Origin of the sequence: Streptomyces sp. Y20 (assembly GCF_043195475.1) — a bacterium.
Lineage (GTDB): Bacteria > Actinomycetota > Actinomycetes > Streptomycetales > Streptomycetaceae > Streptomyces.
Window position 1 is genome coordinate 458,294 of record NZ_JBIDDP010000003.1, and the last position, 19,745, is coordinate 478,038.

The window sequence follows — 19,745 nt, forward strand, 5'->3', positions numbered from 1 at the left end:
GACGGGGCTGACGGGCCACCGTCAGCACATGGCCGACCCATGCGAATGGGCCAACCCCGGAGGGTTGGCCCATTCGTGTTTCACGTGAAACGTTACTTGGTGATGAACTCGTCCAGGTCACGCAGAAGCGCGGCCTTGGGCTTGGCGCCGACGATCGTCTTGGCGACCTCGCCGTCCTGGTAGACGTTCAGGGTCGGGATGGACATGACCCCGTACTTGGCGGCCGTGCCCGGGTTCTCGTCAATGTTGATCTTGACGATCTCGATCTTGTCGCCGAACTCGGCAGCGATCGCCTCCAGCGACGGGGCGATCTGGCGGCACGGGCCGCACCAGGCCGCCCAGAAATCCACCAGGACAGGCTTGTCACTCTTCAGGACGTCCTGGTCGAAGGAATCGTCGGTCACAATCTTGAGGTTGCCGGCCACGGCGGGCTCCTTACCTTGGTCGTGCGGTGTGGCGAGGGGAGAAAAGGAAGGTCAGACGGCGGCGGTCTTCTCGGGCTCAGCCTGGTCCTCGTCCGCGAGAGCGGCGAGGAAACGCTCGGCGTCCAGAGCGGCGGAGCAACCGGTACCGGCTGCGGTGATCGCCTGGCGGTAGGTGTGGTCGACCACGTCGCCGGCGGCGAAGACACCGGTCACGTTGGTACGCGTGGACGGAGCGGCGACCTTCAGGTAACCCTCCTCGTCCAGGTCCAGCTGCCCCTGGAACAGCTCGGTGCGCGGGTCGTGGCCGATCGCGATGAACAGCCCCGTGACGGGCAGCTCGGACAGCTCGCCGGTCTTGAGGTTGCGCAGCTTCAGCCCGGAGAGCTTCTGGTCGCCCTGGATCTCGGCGACCTCGCTGTCCCAGACGAACTTGATCTTCGGGTCGGCGAAGGCACGCTCCTGCATCGCCTTGGAGGCCCGCAGGGTGTCCCGGCGGTGGACGATCGTCACGGACTTGGCGAACCGCGAGAGGAAGGTGGCCTCCTCCATCGCGGTGTCACCGCCGCCGATCACGGCGATGTCCTGGTCCCTGAAGAAGAACCCGTCACAGGTGGCACACCAGGAGACGCCACGGCCGGACAGCACGTCCTCCTTCGGCAGGCCCAGCTTGCGGTGCTGGGAGCCGGTGGTCACGATGACCGCCTTCGCCTGGTGGACGGTGCCCGCGGTGTCGGTGACGGTCTTGATCTCGCCGGTCAGGTCGACAGAGACGATGTCGTCCGGAACCAGCTCGGCGCCGAAGCGCTCAGCCTGCGCGCGCATGTTGTCCATGAGATCGGGGCCCATGATGCCGTCGCGGAAGCCGGGGAAGTTCTCCACCTCGGTGGTGTTCATCAGGGCGCCACCCGCGGTGACGGCGCCCTCGAACACCAGGGGCTTCAGCGACGCACGGGCGGTGTAGAGCGCCGCCGTGTAGCCGGCGGGCCCGGAGCCGATGATGATCACGTTACGGACGTCGCTCACGGCTTGATTCCTCGTCTCTGGTCAGCGTCAGTCGACCGGTGAGCGCCCTTTTCAGGACTCTCACCCACCCAACGGATCCTACGGGGCGCGCATTCCCGATGTGTCCGAGCACACGCAACGCCGTACCGGGGGGCCGAAGAAGCGTTCCAGCGACTCAAGGACGCGCGACGGACTGCTTCAGCAGAACCTCGCCGCCCGCCGCGGTGCTCCGCTGCCGCACGCAGGCCTCGTCGACCACGTACGCGGTGACCCGCTTGGTGTCGCGAGCATCGGCCACGACGACGAGGTAGGCGGGCCTCCCCGCATAGGTGCCCGTCTTGGCGCCCAGGACGTCAGCGCCCCGGCTGAGCGCTTGCCGGACACAGTCGGGGACGGGGACAGCGGTCTGGATCAAGGTGTGCGTGCCGGAGGTCACCCCCGGCGTGTCCGACCCGCCCTCGGTGTCCGACCGTGGCTTCTCGCTGTCCTGCGGCAGCCCCTTCTTCATGGCGAGGAGTCCGCGCACCTGGTTCTGCAGGCTGTCACCGGAGAAGGAGACGGCGGACGGGGTCGGCGTCCCATGGGCCGTCGTCGTGTGGCCGGCGTTGTCACCGAGTGACGTCACGACCAGACCACCGCCGCCCAGCACCGCGGCCGTGAGGACGGCGCCCAGGACGAACCGGCCGCGGCGCCGCCCGCGCTCGGACGGTTTGCGCCCGGGCCCGGTCGTCGCACGCGGTCGTCCAGCGGGACGATCCGCCACGGTCGCCGTTTCACGTGAAACATGGTCAGCGGTACCTTCGCCGCCGGCGCGCGGGACCTCGGCGGCCAGGGCGGCGCCGATACGCGCGGCCACGTCGTCCGGCATCCGTTCCGGCTCCTGCACGGATCCCAGCAGGCTCCGGATCTCCTCCAGCGAGGCGTACATGTCCGCGCACAACTCACACGTGCCCAGATGACGCCGCACATCGCTGCTCCGGTCCGGCGGAAGCAGGCCCTCGGTGAGGTCGGAGATCTCGGCGACGTCCGGGTGCCCGGCCGTGTCCGTCGTGGAAGTCACGCTCGCCCACCTCCGCCCTTCACTACGGTTGAATCGCTCGGCCCCGTGTCCAGGGGGCGTCCGCTCGGTGATCCCGTTGCCGGTGGGACGGATGTCCCCGGCCCCCGGTTCCGCCCCGGGCCGGATTCGTTCCGCCCTCCGGCGGCAACGACTTCCTCACCGCCCCCGGTACGGGCGGACCGCGCTTGCGCGCCGCCCTCGGGCCGTAGGTGAGCGAGCAGAGGCAGCAGCCGGGCCCTGCCCCGGGCACACCGGCTCTTCACCGTCCCCGCCGGCACATCCAGGAGCCGCGCGGCCTCGGCCACCGGATAGCCCTGCATGTCCACCAGGACCAGAGCGGCCCGCTGCTCCAGCGGGAGGGTGCCGAGCGCTTCGAGGAGCTGGCGGTGCACGTCCTTGCGCTCGGCGGGCGCCGAGGCGGACTCGTGCGGTTCCAGCAGCTGCTCCAGCCGCTCGGTGTCATCGACCGGGGCGGTCTTGCGCGAGGCCGCCTTGCGGACCCGGTCCAGGCAGGCGTTCACGGTGATCCGGTGCAGCCACGTGGTGACGGCCGACTGTCCCCGGAAGGTGTGGGCGGCTCGGTAGGCGGAGATCAGGGCGTCCTGTACCGCGTCGGCGGCCTCCTCCCGGTCCCCCAGTGTCCGTAGCGCGACCGCCCAGAGCCGGTCCCGGTGACGCCGCACGATCTCACCGAAGGCGTCGGGATCGCCTTCCACGTGACGGGCGAGCAGATCCTTGTCGCTCGCTCCGTCGTACCCGCCGGCGCCCTCCGCCATCTGCCCCCTCCGGTCCGGGTGAGACGTCAGCCCGTGAACTTCACTTCGCCGATGGCCTGCTTGTAGCCGGCCTGGGCGTACAGGGCGGAGTCATACCCTGATTTCGGTACGGCCGTCAGCCAGACGAGGACGTAGCGTGTCCTGACCGACTTGGTGACCTTCACCGTAGCGTTGGTGCCCGTCGTCGTGACCTTGCCGATCTGGTCCATCGAGTCCAGCGAGGGCGGCGTCAGCGAGTCGGCCGCGTACAGCTCGACCGTCGTGTGGTCACCGGCGTAGCGCATGTCGAGGGTGGCGGTGCTGAGCTTCCTGGCCGAGCCGAGGTCGTAGACGATGCCGACGCCCGGCTTGAGCGGCGCGATGGTGGGGCCTTCGTTGAAGCTCCTCGTCCTCCAGTAGGTGGAGGCGTCCCCGTCGTACGTCTTGGCCACGTCGTCGGGGCGCTGGGCGTTGCCCCCGGCGACGAACTCCTGGCTGTACTCGATCTTTATCGGGACCGGTTTCGACTTCGAGGGGTTCTTGTCGCCGTCGTCCGTCGTCTGGCTCTTGTTGGTGTCGCCGGACGTGTCACTCCGGTCCATCAGGGCATCCGCCAGTTGCCAGCTGCCCAGGCCCAGGGCGGCGATCAGGAGCGCCGACACCGCCCACTTCAGGGCCTTGCCCGTGCGGCTCTGGAGCGGGGGCGGCGGGGCCGCGATCGGCTGACCGATACCGGGGTGCGGCGCGGGGCGGCCGTAGCTGCCCTGCTGGTAGGTGGTGCGCTGATAGTCCGGAGGGGCCGTGAACGAGGGCTCGGGCGGGCGGATGCGGGGCATCTCGCCGATCGCCTTCACCAGCTCTTCCGGCGTGGTGCACGCGGCCTCGTGACGTGACGCCGTGGCCCCGTCGTTCACCAGGGCGCGCATGGTCAGCTCGGACAGACCGCGGTGCACCCCGGCCCGCACCTGGTCCGGTGCGATGAGCCCGATGTCCTTGGGGAGGCCGGACAGGCCGTAGGCGTCGTTCTCGTACGGCCAGCGCTGGGTCAGCGCGGCGTACAGCAGGGCACCGATGGCCTCGGTGTCGGTCCGCTGCGGGGTGTCCGAGCTGACCCCGCGCAGCGCGGCGTTCACGGCGAGGCCGCGGATGCGCCACTGGCCGGTGGAGGTGCGCAGTACGGCGTTCGGGTTCAGCCGCAGATGGGCGAGCCCCTCGCGGTGTGCCGCGGCCATGGCGGAGGAGATCTGACTGACCATCTGGTAGGCGTCGTGCGGTTCCAGCGGGCCGCCGGCGAGAAGCGTGGTCATCTCGGTGGCGTCGGGCAGCCACTCGTGCACGACGTACACGAGGTCGTTCTCCTCGACGGCGTCGAGGACCTGGACGAAACGCGGATCGCCGAGCAGTGCGGAGGAACGGGCGGCGGCCAGGACGGAGCGGGCCCGGACATGGTTCGCGGGCAGGACATGGACGCCGACGGCACGGCGGAGTTTCTCGTCGACCGCCCGCCAGCTGCTGAAGCCGTCCAGACGGGTGACGCACTCCTCCAGCCGGTAACGTCTGGCCAGCTTGTGACCGCTGTGCAGTTCCGGAGGCGAAGCCTTCTGTGCGGGACTCTCGGTGCCGCCACTTCCCTGTGCCTGGTCGCTGTCCGTGTCCCGCTCCGGGTTCTTGGCCACCCCGTCGGCCGTGGACTGGTCCGCCTTGGCGGTCAGCGGTTGCTCACCGCTGGTGTCTGCCACGTCGACGGCAGCCGTGCTCCGTTCCGCCACCGTCGTCCCTGCCTCCCCATCCGTTGCACACTGTCCGACGCCGAAACCAATTGTGCCCACAGTCCGCCGCTATGCACGACACACAGCGGCGGACGATGGTTGTGCGCCTACCCCCGCCTCATCGCCCCAGACGCCCGCGCACCATACCCACGAGCGAGTTGAGTTCCTCGATGCGCATCCGTCGGGCCGCCACGAAGAAGACACCCAGCAGGACGATGCCGCCGGCGAGCAGCGCCGCGAACGAGCCGACGACGCCCTGGCCGAGGGTGTGGCCGATGGCGTAGACGGCCGCGCCGCTGAGCAGGGCCGCCGGCAGGGAGGCAATGCCCAGCCGCGCGTACGTGCGCAGTACCCGGGCCCCGTCCAGGTCGCCGCCCAGCCGCTTGCGCAGCCGCCGCCAGGCGATGCCCACACCGATGGCGTAGGCGAGGCCGTAGGCGGCTGCCATGCCGGCGACCGCCCAGCGGGGCGGCAGCAGGAAGTAGCAGAGGGCCGAAGCGCTCGCGTTGACCGCGGCCACGATGACCGTGTTGTAGAAGGGGGTGCGCGTGTCCTCGTAGGCGTAGAAGGCGCGCAGGACGACGTACTGCACCGAGTACGGAATCAGGCCGAGACCGAAGGCCATCAACATGTAACCCATGTTCACGGCGGCGCTGGTGCCCGCGGAGCCGAAGATCAGCGTGCACATGGGGACGCCGAGCGCGAGGAAGCCGAAGGCGATCGGGACGATGGCGACCGCGGTCGTGCGCAGGCCCTGCGAGATGTCGTCCCGGACCGCGCCGCCGTCACCCTCGGCGGCCGAGCGCGAGATGCGCGGCAGCAGGGCGGCCATCAGGGAGACGGTGATGATGGCCTGCGGCAGACCCCAGATCAGCTGGGCGTTGGCGTAGGCGGCGAAGCCGGCGCCCTTGATGCCGGAGTCCTTGCCGGCGGCGGTGGACAGCTGCGTCACCACCATGGCGCCCGCCTGGTTGGCGAGGACGAACAGGACCGTCCACTTGGCGAGCATCGCGGCCTTGCCCAGGCCGTGGCCGCGCCAGTCGAAGCGCAGCCGCACACGGAACCCGGTTTCGCGCAGATACGGGATCATCGCCAGCGACTGGACGACCAGACCGAGCAGCACGCCGATGCCGAGCAGGCGCTGGCCCTCCGGCGGGATGTTCGTGACGGTCATGTGGGAGTTGGCCGCGGTGCCGTAGACCCAGATGAACATGCCGAGCGTCACGATGATGACGATGTTGTTCAGGACCGGGGTCCACATCATCGCGCCGAACTTCCCCCGCGCGTTCAGGATCTGACCCATCACCACGTGGATGCCCATGAAGAAGATCGAGGGCAGGAAGTAGCGGGTGAAGGTGACGGCGACGTCGTTGGCCGCCGGGTTGGTGGCGACCGGGTTCGACAGCAGGCGCACCAGGAGGGGCGCGGCGAACATCGCGAGACCGGTCAGCGCCGCCAGCGCCACCATCACCAGGGTCAGGAGCCGGTTGGCGAAGGCCTCGCCGCCGTCCTCGTCCTCCTTCATGGAGCGCACCAGCTGTGGCACGAACACGGAGTTCAGGCCGCCGCCGACGGTGAGGATGTAGATCATCGTCGGCAGCTGGTAGGCCACCTGGAAGGAGTCGGCGAGGAAGCCGAGGCCCAGGGCGGCGGCGATCAGCGCGGAGCGGACGAAGCCGGTGAGGCGGGAGACCATCGTGCCCGCCGCCATCACGGCACTGGACTTCAGCAGTCCGGTGGCTCGTCCCCCCTTCTTGGCGGGCGCGGCGGGCGCGGCGTCGGCCGGGCGGTCCACCGGCACCGCGGTCCGGGGACCGCCCGGGTCCGGCGCTGCGGCGGGAGCGGGCACCGGGGTCTGGCCCGGATGTCCGGCGCCGGCCGCGTAGGAGGCCCGCGCCGGGTAGGCGCCCCCGGCGTACGGGTTGTCCTGCTGCGGGCCCTGGCCGTACGGACCGCCGTGCCCGCCGCCCGGCGCGCCGGCCGGGCCGGGGACGACCGGCGGATCCATGGGCGAGTGCCCACCGCTGTGCTGCTGGTCCTTGAAGAGATGCGCGAACGCGTCCGGCTCGTGGTACTCCTCGCCGGAGTGCGTGACCAGGTCGTCCACCCCCACGAACTGGGTGGTGCGTGGGTCATCGCCGTACGGCAGGTACGGGGCCGGCGCTTCCGGTTCGGGGGCCGGTGTCTGCGCCCACACGTGCGGGTCGGGCGAGTACGGCGACTGGGCGGGCGGAGCGTACAGCGGCTGCTGCGGGTCGTACGTGCCCGGGGGCGGCGGCGGGTGCGCGGCGCGGTCGTAGAGCGCCTCTGCGACCGGGTCCTGGGCGGACAGGTCGTGCGCTCGGTAGGGATCCTGCCCGTAGGCGTCCTGGAGGTACATGTCCGCCGCGTGCTGCGGCGGCACCTGGCCAGGCTCGCGCTGCGGCTCGGGGTGGCCCGAACCGGCAGCGCCCTCGCCGCGGTCACCGTCGTACGGCGCGCTCATGCTTACCCCACCTCATCGTCCCGGGCCCACCGGCCACGACATCGCTCAACGGTCCACTCTCTCACCCGTCCCGGAGGGGTCGGCGCTTTCCGGTGCGGTGTCCGGCGCAGGGTCACTCGGCTGCTCGGGGTCGCCTGCCCCGGAGGCGGCGTCCGGCTCTTCCGGGAGACGGTCCTCAGGGGCTCCGGGGTTCCCGGCTTCGTCCGTGTCCCCTTCCGCCGTACCGGGACCGTCATCGTCGGCCTGCCGGGCGGCGGCGCGCTTGCGCTGGGTGTACATCCGGAAACCGGCGAGGACGAGGAGCAGCACGCCACCGCCGATGACCAGCATCACGGTGGGGGTGACCTCGGTGACCTTCACATCGAAGGTGACGGCGTTGCCGTACTCCTGACCGTCCTCGGTGAACAACTGGGCGATGACCGTCACCCGGCCGTTGGCGTTGGCCGAGGTGGTGAACTTCACCGACTGGCTGTGCCCGCCGGAGACGTCCACCGACTGTTCGGAGTAGGCCTTGCCGCCGATCTTGAGGCGGGTCGGCATGGTCGAGGTGAGGCGCAGCACCAGGTGGCCGACCGGCTGCACCAGGCGGTTCTGGACGGTCACCGGGATGGTGGCGCTGCGGCCCGAGAGCTTGGTCTCCGACTTGTCGATCAGCCTGACCTGATCGGCCAGCTCGTCGAGCCACGTCTCCACACCGTCCCGGTAGCCGGCCGCCTCGTCGCCGCTACCGCGCCATGACGTGGACATCTCGCGGTGTATGGCCAGCCCGAACGGGGTGGCCACACGGGACCGGTCGGTGAGGATCACCTGGAAGTTGTCGAGCTTGTCCTGGGTTCGGGCGATCTGCCCGAAGACCGCTCGCGGCAGCTCCTGCCGGCGCAGCGAGGGCGGATACACGGACGTCGAGGGGATGCGCGTGGTGGCACCCGGATCTGGCTTGGCCTTGGCCGCCGCGGTGAGGTCCTGCGACTGGGACCAGCCGCTGCCCTGGAGCTCCCTCAATGCTGCGGCCATCGCCTGTGCCTGGCTGGCCGTGGGCACGCGCTGCGGGGCGACGACGACGCTGCGCTCCTCGTCCGTCTGCGCGTTCAGCTCCAGGCTCTGCGCCAGGAACCGCTGCACGGCGAGTGTGGCCGAGCCGGCCCTCGTCATGTCGCCCTCGAACGCCCTGGACAGGCGGGCGTCGGCGACCACCGCCGTGGTGCCGCCGCCGACCGGGCGGGCGGCGGACGGCGTGTACGGCAGTCCGGCGGTCTCCTGCAGGCTGTCGCTGCGGGCGATCACCCGGTCGGCGCCGGCGGACGTCGCGACCTTCATGATCGAGGGATCCACGGCGCCGTTCACGGGCCAGGCGAAGTCGGTGGTCGGTGTGACGTGGAGCACCGTCTGAACCGTGGTCGCGGCGACGTCGGTGGCGTCCTTGAGGTGGCTGAGTGAGCCGGTGACGCTGGTACCGCTGTGCGCCAGGGAGGCCAGGTCCGGGTCGGCGAAGGGCAGGGCGACGACCTCCTTGCCGGCCACGGCCTTCTGGAGGCTGGCCAGCCACTGCTTGGCGACCGCCTGGTGTTCCCGGGAGCCGGGCGTGGTGGTGCCGTCGGCGTCCGGGAGCCGGTAGTTGCCCGTGGCCATCGCGTCGACCGAGGCCAGCAGGTCCGGGTCGACCACCCACGTCACGTCGAGGTCCTTGCCCAGATCCACCATCTGGGCCAGCCGGCCGCCCGGTGCCAGCTCCTTGGCCAGGTCGTCGTCGAGGAACACCGGTGTCTGAAGGTCACCGGCACCCGTCTTGGCCGTCATGTGCACGGTGGAGATCAGCGGCCACAGGAACGTCGTCCTGGTCCGCGTGTCGGCCTCGGACGGCTGCCACGGCAGGAACGTCTGCCGGATGCCGAGCAGCTGGTCCCAGGGCTGGGCGGAGGTCTGCCCGGACAGGGAGACCCCGAACGCGTAGACCCCGTCCTCACCGAGGTCGAGCTTGTCCACGGGGACGGAGATGCTGAAGTGCTCGGCGACGCCCGGGGGCAGTGTGGCGAACTTCTCCTCGTACTTGTCGTCGACCTCCGCGCCGGTGCCGCCCTGTGGCTCGTCGGAGTGCCGGGCGACGGAGTCGATGGCCGATCGGGTGGTGAGCCGGGGCCCCACCCGCAGGTTCACGTGGGCGCCCGTGACGGTCCGCTTGCCGTTGTTGGTCACCGTGCCGGTGACGGTCAGTGTGTCGCCGTCCGTGGGAACGCCGGGGCTCAGGTTGTCCAGGGACACGGACACCGGGGCCGAGGACGCGGCCTGCGCGGGCGCCGCGGCGGGCAGCTGGAGGAGACCGGCCAGCAGAGGCGCCCCGGCGAGCAGGGCTCCCGCGCGTCGCATCCACCGGCGGGCAGGTGAGGCACTGGTCCCCTGGAAGTCAGCCGCCTCGGCCACGCGCTCGCCCGTCCCTCGTCGTCGTCAGTGGTCGTCGGAATGTGCGTCCACGCATGGTAACGATGCGCGCCGAGGGGAAGTGCCGCGGTCTCCTCCACAAGATCGGAAGGACAACGGCGACCCGCCCTCTATACGCAGTATCGACGGGAGAGCAGCCGTACGCCGCAAGGGCAGCGCTTGGACGGGTATGTAAGGAGCTGTCCGCGCCGCTCGACGGGGCGTCCCGGTCGCGCGGGCACGTACCCTTTTCTGTTGTGCCGAACCCCAACGAAGACACTCCCTCTGCCCTGAGCCAGGCGCAGCAGCGCGCGGTCGCCGAGCTGCTGCGGGTGGCTCCCGTCGCCGACGACCTCGCCCGCCGATTCCAGGAGGCCGGGTTCTCACTCGCCCTGGTCGGCGGTTCGGTCCGCGACGCGCTGCTCGGCCGGCTCGGCAACGACCTGGACTTCACCACCGACGCCCGTCCCGAGGACGTACTGAAGATCGTCCGGCCTTGGGCGGACGCGGTCTGGGAGGTGGGGATCGCGTTCGGCACGGTGGGCGCACACAAGAGCGCCCGCGTCGGCGACACCGACTGGGACTTCCAGATCGAGATCACCACCTACCGGTCGGAGGCCTACGACCGCGCCTCGCGCAAGCCCGAGGTGTCGTACGGCGACTCCATCGCGGAGGACCTGGTCCGTCGCGACTTCACGGTGAACGCGATGGCCGTGGCACTGCCGGAGAAGGAGTTCATCGATCCGCACGGTGGCCTGGCGGACCTCGCGGCGCGCGTGCTGCGAACCCCGGGCACGCCCGAGGAGTCGTTCTCGGACGATCCGCTGCGCATGATGCGGGCCGCCCGGTTCGCCGCCCAGCTGGACTTCGAGATCGCACCCGAGGTCGTCACCGCCATGACGGAGATGGCCGGGCGTATCGCGATCGTCTCGGCGGAGCGGATCCGTGACGAGTTGAACAAGCTCGTCCTGTCCACCCATCCGCGCAAGGGGCTGACGGTCCTCGTGGACACCGGGCTCGCCGAACACGTCCTGCCCGAGTTGCCGGCGCTCCGTTTGGAGCGCGACGAGCACCATCGGCACAAGGACGTCTACGAGCACACGCTGATCGTGCTGGAGCAGGCGATCGCGTTGGAGCAGGACGGGCCGGATCTCACGCTCCGGCTGGCCGCGCTGCTCCATGACATCGGTAAGCCGCGTACCCGCCGCTTCGAGGACGACGGCCGTGTCTCCTTCCACCACCACGAGGTGGTCGGCGCGAAGATGACGAAGAAGCGCATGACCGCCTTGAAGTACTCCAACGAGTTGGTGAAGGACGTCTCACGGCTGGTCGAACTCCACCTGCGCTTCCATGGGTACGGCACCGGGGAGTGGACGGACTCGGCGGTCCGCCGGTACGTCCGTGACGCGGGGCCGCTGCTGGACCGCCTGCACAAGCTGACCCGCTCCGACTGCACCACTCGCAACAAGCGGAGGGCGGCCGCGCTGTCCCGGGCCTACGACGGCCTGGAGGAGCGCATCGCCCAGCTGCAGGAGCAGGAGGAGCTGGACTCCATCCGTCCCGACCTCGACGGCAACCAGATCATGAAGATCCTGGACATCGGGCCCGGCCCGGTCATCGGCCAGGCGTACAAGCACATGCTGGAGCTGCGCCTGGAGAACGGTCCGATGGGGCAGGACGCCGCGGTGGAGGCCCTCAAGGAGTGGTGGGCCGCGCAAAGCTGAGCCGAACTGCGCCCCGGCGATGTTTCACGTGAAACATCTACGCGGGCCGGCGGCATCCGGGCGGTGTTTCACGTGAAACACCGCCCTCGTCGCGCCCGGCCCCATGCCGTACGAAGCGAGCCAGCGTCACGGAGATTCCGCCGTAGATCAGGGCGACCAGCACCACCAATACGGTCGAGCGGCCGTCCGGTGGCAGTATCAGGGCCGCCACACCTGCCGCGCCGACGAAGGCCACGTTGAAGAGAACGTCGTACACGGAGAAGACGCGGCCACGGAAGTCGTCGTCGACCCCCGCCTGCACGAGGGTGTCCGTGGTGATCTTCGCGCCCTGGGTGATCACGCCCAGGACGAAGGACGCGGCCAGGAGCGGGGCGGTGGCGAAAGGGAGAGCGAGAGCCGGTACGAGCACCGTCGCTGTACCGGAGCACACCACGATCCAGCGGCCGGGGCCGAGCCGGCCCGCCGCCCAGGGCGTCACCACGGCCGCCGCGAAGAATCCCGCGCCGGACAGCGCCAGCGCCGGGCCGAGCAGGCGCAGTCCTTCTTCAGCGGTGTCGGAGAGGGCGTAGCGGCAGAGCATGAGCAGCAGCACGAGAAGCGCGCCGTAGCAGAAGCGCATCAGTGTCATCGCGGCCAGGGCCCACGCGGCCTCCCGGCGCCGGGGCGCGGCCAGGTGCCGGACGGCCGCTGCCAGTTCGCGTGCCGTCTCGGCGAGCGCCGTACCGAGGGGGAGGCGAGCCGGGTGCCGGTCGGGGCCGAGGAGGCCGGGAGCCAGGCTCAGTGACGCCAGGCTCGCGCACAGGTAGAGGAGCGCGCCGAGCAGTACCACCGCGGCGTCGGACCCCGAGGCCAGGAGCCGCACACCGAGAGCCAGGCCCCCGCCGGCGGTCGCGGCGAGTGTGCCGGCCGTAGGGGAGACCGAGTTGGCCAGCACCAGGCGCTCGGCGTCCACCACGCGGGGCAGGGCGGCGGACAGCCCGGCGAGAACGAAGCGGTTGACGGCTGTGACGCAGAGGGCGGAGACGTAGAACAGCCAGTCGGGGGCACGGCCGATGATGAGCCCCGCGGTGGCCGCGGCGAGCACGGCCCGCAGCAGATTGCCGTACACGAAGACCTGCCGACGCCGCCAGCGGTCGAGCAGGACCCCCGCGAACGGTCCCACCAGGGAGTAGGGGAGCAGCAGGACCGCCATCGCCGAGGCGACCGCGGTGGCCGAGGTCTGCTTCTCCGGGGAGAAGACGACGTAAGCGGCGAGCGCGACCTGGAAGACGCCGTCGGCACCCTGGGACAGGAGACGGACGGACAGCAGACGCCGGAAGTACCGCAGACGCGACAGGAGACGCAGGTCTCGTACGACAGGCATGGGGCACAGCCTCACACATGAGGAAGGTCCCCGGGTCAGGGGACCCGGGGACCTTCACCGCCCTGGCAGGAGCGTTGTGCGATGCGCCGCTGTACCGAGCCGGCGATCAGCTGTGACTAGCGCTCGACGTCACCGCGGATGAACTTCTCGACGTTCTCGCGGGCCTCGTCGTCGAAGTACTGCACCGGCGGGGACTTCATGAAGTACGAGGACGCCGACAGGATCGGGCCGCCGATGCCGCGGTCCTTGGCGATCTTCGCGGCGCGCAGGGCGTCGATGATGACACCCGCGGAGTTCGGGGAGTCCCAGACCTCGAGCTTGTACTCCAGGTTCAGCGGGACGTCACCGAAGGCGCGGCCCTCGAGGCGGACGTAGGCCCACTTGCGGTCGTCCAGCCAGGCCACGTAGTCCGACGGGCCGATGTGGACGTTCTTCTCACCCAGGTCCCGGTCGGGGATCTGGGAGGTGACGGCCTGCGTCTTGGAGATCTTCTTGGACTCCAGGCGCTCGCGCTCGAGCATGTTCTTGAAGTCCATGTTGCCGCCGACGTTCAGCTGCATCGTGCGGTCGAGGACGACACCGCGGTCTTCGAAGAGCTTCGCCATGACGCGGTGCGTGATGGTGGCACCGACCTGGGACTTGATGTCGTCACCGACGATCGGCACACCGGCCTCGGTGAACTTGTCCGCCCATTCCTTGGTGCCGGCGATGAAGACCGGGAGGGCGTTGACGAAGGCGACCTTGGCGTCGATGGCGGCCTGCGCGTAGAACTTCGCGGCGGCCTCCGAACCCACGGGGAGGTAGCAGACCAGGACGTCGACCTGCTTGTCCTTCAGGATCTGGACGATGTCGACCGGCTCGGCGTCCGACTCCTCGATGGTCTCTCGGTAGTACTTGCCGAGACCGTCGAGGGTGTGGCCGCGCTGGACCGTCACACCGGTGGTGGGAACGTCGCAGATCTTGATGGTGTTGTTCTCGGAGGCGCCGATCGCGTCCGCGAGGTCCAGGCCGACCTTCTTGGCGTCGACGTCGAACGCGGCGACGAACTCGACGTCGCGCACGTGGTAGTCACCGAACTGCACGTGCATCAGGCCGGGGACCCTGGACGCCGGGTCGGCGTCCTTGTAGTACTCGACTCCCTGCACCAGCGACGCCGCGCAGTTGCCCACGCCGACGATGGCTACGCGAACCGAACCCATTCCGGTTGCTCCCTGTGTGTACGAGTGAGGCCCTGACTGGGCGCTCACGTGGCGGTGTCGTCGGGCGTATCCGTCCCGGGGGTGTCCCCGGGGCGGGGCAGGCCGCCCGTCGATCCTGTGGTGGTGTCCTGCTGAGCGGTCCCCCCGGACGCGGAACCCTTCAGGTCCCGCCCGGCCCGCTCGCTCTCGATGAGCTCGTTCAGCCAGCGCACTTCGCGCTCCACGGACTCCATGCCGTGGCGCTGTAGCTCAAGCGTGTAGTCGTCCAGGCGCTCCCGGGTGCGCGCCAGCGAGGCGCGCATCTTCTCCAGGCGCTCCTCCAGGCGGCTGCGCCGGCCCTCCAGCACGCGCATGCGCACATCGCGCGAGGTCTGCCCGAAGAAGGCGAACCGTGCGGCGAAGTGCTCGTCCTCGTACGCGTCGGGGCCGGTCTGTGAGAGCAGCTCCTCGAAGTGCTCCTTGCCTTCCGCCGTCAGCCGGTAAACGATCTTGGCGCGGCGGCCGGCGAGAGGAGCGGCGAGCGCGTCCTCGTGGGTGCTTCCCGGCTCCTCGATCAGCCAGCCGTTGGTGACCAGCGTCTTCAGGCAGGGGTACAGCGTCCCGTAGCTGAACGCACGGAACACACCCAGTGACGTGTTCAGGCGTTTGCGCAGCTCATAGCCGTGCATCGGGGATTCGCGGAGCAGGCCGAGTACGGCGAACTCAAGGATGCCGGAACGCCGGCTCATCGTCGCCTCCTCCCGGTCCCGCAGGCCGATCCCGCAGGTCTCGCAGTGCCTGTCCGTGTCTTTATACCGTGCTGATGTATCGACTCGATACATCAGCACGATAGAGCGGCCCGACTGCGGGCGACAAGGGGGACGACGGTGAACGGGATCACATCACCGATTCGTTGGAGGCAAGTTGCCTGGTTTGGGGTGAACTTCGCGGCTCGGCAGGTTTTGGCGGTGCGTAGTCTGTGCGGCATGCACACCACCGGGAACCACGTGGTGCCCGGGACGCGTCGTCGTCCTAGGTGCAGTACGGGTGAATGCGGAACCGACCACATCCGTACTTCGGGGGGACCGGAAACCAGCCGCCGTTCCAGGCGCGCACGGGTGCGCCTGCCCGAGGAGTAAATCGTTCGATGAGCGAGCACCGTCGCAAACCGCCGCAGCCGCAGGGAGGCGGACGTGCCGCGGCCCGACGCGGCCAGTCCGGTTCGTCCCCCGGCCGCCGTGCGGCACCGCGAGGCGCCACCGGGTCCCCTGCCGACTCCTATGCGTCCAGTTCCTATGGTCCGGATTCCCAGGACTCGGGAGGCGATGCCTACGGCAGCCGTGCCGAGGCCCGCCGGGCGGCGCAGAAGGGCGGCCGCCGCAGACCGGCCGACGCGGCCGCGGACGGCCGGCGCGGTGGTCCGGGCGGTCCGGCCGGTCCCGGACGCGGCAGGGGCCGGGCGGCAACGGCACCCGGCAAGAAGCGGCTGATCGACTATCCCCGGGCCGGCAGGCACGGCTGGGGGCGCTGGGTGCCGTCCTGGAAGCTGGTCAGCGGCCTGTTCATCGGCTTCGTCGGCGGTCTGGTCGCGATGGTGGGCATCGGGTACGCGATGGTCTCGATCCCCAACGAGAACGACGCGGCCAAGTCCCAGAACAACGTCTACTACTGGGCCGACCACAGCCAGATGGTCGCCACGGGTACCGGCGTCAACCGGCAGAACGTCAACATCGAGCAGATCCCGGTGGCGATGCGCTACGCCGTGATCTCCGCCGAGAACAAGTCCTTCTACCAGGACTCGGGTATCGACCCCATGGGCATCGCGCGCGCCGTGGCCAACATGGCGCGGGGCGGTCAGACGCAGGGCGGCTCGACCATCACCCAGCAGTACGTGAAGAACACGTACCTCAGCCAGGACCAGACGCTCACCCGTAAGTTCAAGGAGATGTTCATCTCCATCAAGGTGGGCACGAAGCTGAAGAAGAACGACATCCTGCGCGGCTACCTGAACACCTCGTACTTCGGCCGGGGCGCGTACGGCATCCAGGCCGCGGCGCAGACCTACTACGGCAAGGACGCGGTCGACCTCCAGCCGAGCGAGTGCGCAGTCCTCGCGGCCCTGCTCAAGGGCCCGACGTACTACGACCCGGCGGGCGCCCAAGATCTCGACAAGTCGGCGAGCGCGGAGGCCAACAAGAAGCGGTCCCAGGCCCGCTGGGCCTGGATCCTGGGCGAGATGCACAAGGACAAGCACCTCAGCGACGTCGACTACCAGAAGGCGATCAAGAAGTACCCGATGCCGGACGGCCGCAAGGCGACCAAGGGCATGACCGGGCAGATCAGCTACCTGGCCGACACGGCGAAGAAGTACGTGCTCGCCCACTCCGACATCACGGAGGCCCAGTTCGACCGGGGTGGTTACCAGATCTACACGACGTTCCAGAAGGGCAAGGTCAGCGCCCTGGCCAAGGCCGTCAAGAACGTCCAGAAGGACCGGCTCGATCCGAAGCACCGCGACCTCGACAAGTACGTCCAGTTCGGCGCCGCCTCGGTGGTGCCCAGGGACGGCGCCATCGTCGCGCTCTACGGCGGTGACGGCTACGAGAACGGGCACTTCACGAACAACGCCGACACCTCCGGCGTCCCGGTGGGTTCGACCTGGAAGCCGTTCGTGCTCGCCGCGGCCATGAAGTACGGCACGTACGACTCCAAGGGCGAGGGTCTCTCTCCGCTGAGCAAGTACAACGGCAACGACCACCTGAAGGTCCACAAGCCGGACGGGTCGTTCTACCTCAACAAGGACAATTCGTACTTCTTCCAGAACAACGAGAGCGACCATCCGTGGGGGTACATCACCCTGCGCAAGGCGATGGAGCAGTCCGTCAACACACCGTTCGTGCAGCTCGGTGTCGATGTGGGGATGACACACGTGCGGGACGTCGCCAAGTCCGCCGGCATCCTCGGTGACAGCATGTCGCAGGACCTCAACCCGTCCTTCGCCATCGGTACGTCGACGCCCAGCGCGATCCGCATGGCCGACGCCTACGCGACGTTCGCCGCGTCCGGCAAGCAGACGGACCCGTACTCGGTGACCGCGGTCAAGGTCAACGGCGCGGACGCGCCCAGCTTCGTCAAGCCCAGGCCCGCCCCCCAGCAGGTACTGGACCCGAACATCGCCAACAACGTCACGGACGTCCTGGAGAACGTGATCCAGAACGGCACGGGCACGAACGCCAAGGCTCTCGGCCGGACGGCGGCCGGCAAGACCGGTACCACCGACGAGAACAAGTCGGCCTGGTTCGTCGGCTACACCCAGCAGCTGTCGACCTCCGTGGCGATGTTCCGCGAGAACCCCAAGGACCACAAGCTGCTGTCCATGAACGGTACGGCGGGCGTGGACTCCATCCACGGTGGCGACATCCCGACATCGGTATGGACCGAGTACATGAGGTCCGCGCTCAAGGGCAAGAACGACCCTGGTTTCCCGGCCGCCACCGAGATCGGCTCGGTCCAGGACGAGGTGGGCGCCCCCTCCCCGACCCCGAGCGCCACCTTCACCCCGACTCCGACGCCGACGCCCAGCGCCACACCGAGTCCGACGCCCAGTGAGACGACGCCCACGCCGTCTCCCTCGGCCAGCGCGTCCTGCACCTTCGGGTGGGGCAACACCTGCGACGGGAACACCACCGGCACCGGTGGCACGGACACGGGTGGGGGCACCGACGGAGGCACCACCCCGACGCCCACGGACACAGCCGGCAACGGAAACACCCGGGGCAACGGCAACGGTAACGGCGGCTTCTTCGGAGGCCCGACCGGCTAGCGAGGCGACCTGCCCGGTTGGTGCCCATATCGCCGACGGAGGGTGTTTCACGTGAAACACGGGCCGCCGCACCCACGAGGTGCGGCGGCCCTCGGCGTGTCCCGGGGCAGGTACGGCAGGATGTGCCTCATGCCCAGTGCAGAGATGACGCCCGCGAGCATGCGCGAGCCCGAGCCCGTGCGGGCCGCCACGGCGCAACCGGTGCAGCCGACCAGGGAGGACGAGGTCGCCGCCGCCGGCAGTGAGCTGATCGGCGGCCCGCTGGGGCAGCGCGCCCTGTCCGGGACCTCCTGGTGGACGCCCGTACGGATCGTGGTGCTCGTGGCGATCGGCATGTTCGCCCTAGGCCTGGTCCAGAAGGCGCCCTGCTACCACAGCGCCTGGTTCTTCGGCGCGAGCAGCCAGTACACGCACGCCTGCTACTCGGACATCCCGCACCTCTACCAGGGCCGTGGGTTCGCCGACCATCTCGTGCCGTACTTCGACAAGCTGCCGGGCGACATGGGCTACCTCGAATACCCGGTGCTGACCGGTCTGTTCATGGAGGTGGCCTCCTGGCTGACCCCGCACAGCGGCAGCATCCAGCACCAGGAGCAGTGGTACTGGTTCGTCAACGCCGGGATGCTGATGGTGTGCGCCGCGGTCGTCGCCGTCGGCGTGGCCCGCACCCATCGCCGGCGCCCCTGGGACGGCCTGCTGGTCGCCCTGTCGCCCGCCTTCGCCCTGACGGCGACCATCAACTGGGACCTGCTGGCGGTGGCTCTGACGGCCGCCGCGATGCTGATGTGGTCGCGGGGCCGGGGCCTCGCCTTCGGCGTCCTGCTGGGCCTCGCCACGGCCGCCAAGCTCTATCCCGTCCTGCTGCTGGGTCCGCTGCTGGTGCTCTGCTGGCGGGCCGGCAGATGGCGGCAGTTCGGTCACGCCGTGGCAGGTGCGGTGGTTGCCTGGCTCGTGGTGGACCTGCCCGTGATGCTCACGCATGACGCGTCGGGCTTCCACATCCGCGAAGGCTGGGCGAAGTTCTACACCTTCAGCGAGGAGCGCGGCGTCGACTTCGGCTCCTTCTGGCTGATCTGGTCGCAGAACTCCAGCAACCCGCCCACCACCGGCTTCGTCAACAGCGCCGCCATGGTGCTGGTGGTGCTGTGCTTCCTCGGCATCGCCGCGCTGGCGTTCACGGCTCCGCGCCGCCCGCGCTTCGCCCAGCTGGCGTTCCTGATGGTGGCGGCCTTCGTCCTCACCAACAAGGTCTACTCCCCGCAGTACGTCCTGTGGCTGGTGCCGCTGGCGGTCCTCGCCCGGCCCAAGTGGCGCGACTTCCTGATCTGGCAGGCGTGCGAGGTGGCGTACTTCCTGGGCATCTGGCTGTACCTCGCCTACACGACCAGCGGTGAGGCCCACAAGGGCCTGCCGACGCAGGGCTACCACTGGACGATCGTCGTCCATCTGCTGGGCACGCTGTACCTGTGCGCCGTCGTCGTACGGGACATCCTCATGCCGGAGCGTGACGTCGTGCGCCGGGCCGGAGACGACGATCCCTCGGGCGGGGTGCTCGACGGTGCGGAGGACGCCTTCGTGTTCGGCGCGGCGGCCCGTCCGTCGCCGCACGCGGCCAGCTTCGAGGGGCCGCAGGTGGACTGGGGCAGGCCGGGGGCACCGGCCGGCAACGACAGTTCGCTCTGAGCGAACAACCCTCCTGGCCTGTCCGTCAGGTCATGCGGAAGGCCGTACGCCGGAATTCCGGTG

General features: G+C 69.6%; 12 protein-coding genes and 1 pseudogene. 3 read left to right on the top strand and 10 right to left on the bottom strand.

Annotated features, from left to right (window positions below; genetic code table 11):
* Positions 1-92: 92 nt before the first annotated feature.
* The 7 genes from trxA to ACGFT1_RS10420 form a co-directional block, all read right to left on the bottom strand.
* Positions 93-425 carry a thioredoxin gene (gene trxA / locus ACGFT1_RS10390; RefSeq protein ID WP_361989602.1) on the bottom strand — a complete coding sequence of 111 codons (333 nt, stop codon included), beginning with the start codon at positions 423-425 and terminating at the stop codon, positions 93-95.
* 51 nt (positions 426-476) lie between these two features.
* Positions 477-1,448, bottom strand: coding sequence for a thioredoxin-disulfide reductase (gene trxB, locus ACGFT1_RS10395; RefSeq protein ID WP_373908592.1), 972 nt, complete (start codon positions 1,446-1,448; stop codon positions 477-479).
* Positions 1,449-1,602: 154 nt separating this feature from the next.
* Complete coding sequence (locus ACGFT1_RS10400) at positions 1,603-2,487, bottom strand: hypothetical protein (protein ID WP_373908593.1); 885 nt, start codon at positions 2,485-2,487, stop codon at positions 1,603-1,605.
* Positions 2,484-3,263 carry an RNA polymerase sigma factor SigM gene (gene sigM, locus ACGFT1_RS10405; RefSeq protein WP_373908594.1) on the bottom strand — a complete coding sequence of 260 codons (780 nt, stop codon included), beginning with the start codon at positions 3,261-3,263 and terminating at the stop codon, positions 2,484-2,486. Before sigM ends, ACGFT1_RS10400 begins: the two co-directional genes overlap by 4 nt.
* 26 nt (positions 3,264-3,289) lie before the next feature.
* Positions 3,290-5,011, bottom strand: a complete 1,722-nt coding sequence (locus tag ACGFT1_RS10410) for a protein kinase family protein (protein ID WP_373908595.1) — start codon at positions 5,009-5,011, stop codon at positions 3,290-3,292.
* Between the two features lie 118 nt (positions 5,012-5,129).
* Positions 5,130-7,496, bottom strand: coding sequence for a murein biosynthesis integral membrane protein MurJ (murJ, locus tag ACGFT1_RS10415; RefSeq protein WP_373908596.1), 2,367 nt, complete (start codon positions 7,494-7,496; stop codon positions 5,130-5,132).
* A 45-nt stretch (positions 7,497-7,541) separates the two neighbouring features.
* Positions 7,542-9,914, bottom strand: coding sequence for a DUF6049 family protein (locus tag ACGFT1_RS10420; RefSeq protein WP_373908597.1), 2,373 nt, complete (start codon positions 9,912-9,914; stop codon positions 7,542-7,544).
* Between the two features lie 254 nt (positions 9,915-10,168).
* Here ACGFT1_RS10420 and ACGFT1_RS10425 point away from each other — a divergent pair, with 254 nt between their 5' ends.
* Positions 10,169-11,635: a CCA tRNA nucleotidyltransferase gene (locus tag ACGFT1_RS10425; RefSeq protein WP_373908598.1), complete on the top strand. Its 1,467-nt coding sequence runs from the start codon at positions 10,169-10,171 to the stop codon at positions 11,633-11,635.
* A gap of 37 nt (positions 11,636-11,672) precedes the next feature.
* Here the strand turns inward: ACGFT1_RS10425 and ACGFT1_RS10430 are convergent, their stop codons facing one another.
* From ACGFT1_RS10430 to ACGFT1_RS10440, 3 genes are all read right to left on the bottom strand, one after another.
* Entirely contained in the window at positions 11,673-12,998 is a 1,326-nt protein-coding gene (locus ACGFT1_RS10430; protein WP_373908599.1) for an MFS transporter, read from the bottom strand.
* A gap of 116 nt (positions 12,999-13,114) precedes the next feature.
* Positions 13,115-14,197 (bottom strand): inositol-3-phosphate synthase, encoded by a 1,083-nt coding sequence (locus ACGFT1_RS10435; RefSeq protein WP_373908600.1) that lies wholly within the window; start codon positions 14,195-14,197, stop codon positions 13,115-13,117.
* A 44-nt stretch (positions 14,198-14,241) separates the two neighbouring features.
* A complete protein-coding gene (locus ACGFT1_RS10440; RefSeq protein ID WP_373908601.1) occupies positions 14,242-14,925 on the bottom strand; it encodes a helix-turn-helix transcriptional regulator in 684 nt (227 codons plus the stop codon).
* 1,001 nt (positions 14,926-15,926) lie between these two features.
* Between ACGFT1_RS10440 and ACGFT1_RS10445 the strand changes: the two are divergent.
* Positions 15,927-17,459: pseudogene (locus ACGFT1_RS10445) on the top strand (transglycosylase domain-containing protein); the annotation flags it as partial.
* Positions 17,460-18,128: 669 nt separating this feature from the next.
* Positions 18,129-19,682 carry a glycosyltransferase family 87 protein gene (locus ACGFT1_RS10450; protein ID WP_373908602.1) on the top strand — a complete coding sequence of 518 codons (1,554 nt, stop codon included), beginning with the start codon at positions 18,129-18,131 and terminating at the stop codon, positions 19,680-19,682.
* Positions 19,683-19,745: the final 63 nt, after the last annotated feature.

Excerpts from the sequence above, each read along its gene's own strand:
- ACGFT1_RS10440 (WP_373908601.1), bottom strand. The coding sequence starts at position 14,925 with ATGAGCCGGCGTTCCGGCATCCTTGAGTTCGCCGTACTCGGCCTGCTC.
- murJ (WP_373908596.1), bottom strand. The coding sequence starts at position 7,496 with ATGAGCGCGCCGTACGACGGTGACCGCGGCGAGGGCGCTGCCGGTTCG.
- ACGFT1_RS10430 (WP_373908599.1), bottom strand. The coding sequence starts at position 12,998 with ATGCCTGTCGTACGAGACCTGCGTCTCCTGTCGCGTCTGCGGTACTTC.
- ACGFT1_RS10435 (WP_373908600.1), bottom strand. The coding sequence starts at position 14,197 with ATGGGTTCGGTTCGCGTAGCCATCGTCGGCGTGGGCAACTGCGCGGCG.
- sigM (WP_373908594.1), bottom strand. The coding sequence starts at position 3,263 with ATGGCGGAGGGCGCCGGCGGGTACGACGGAGCGAGCGACAAGGATCTG.
- ACGFT1_RS10450 (WP_373908602.1), top strand. The coding sequence starts at position 18,129 with ATGCCCAGTGCAGAGATGACGCCCGCGAGCATGCGCGAGCCCGAGCCC.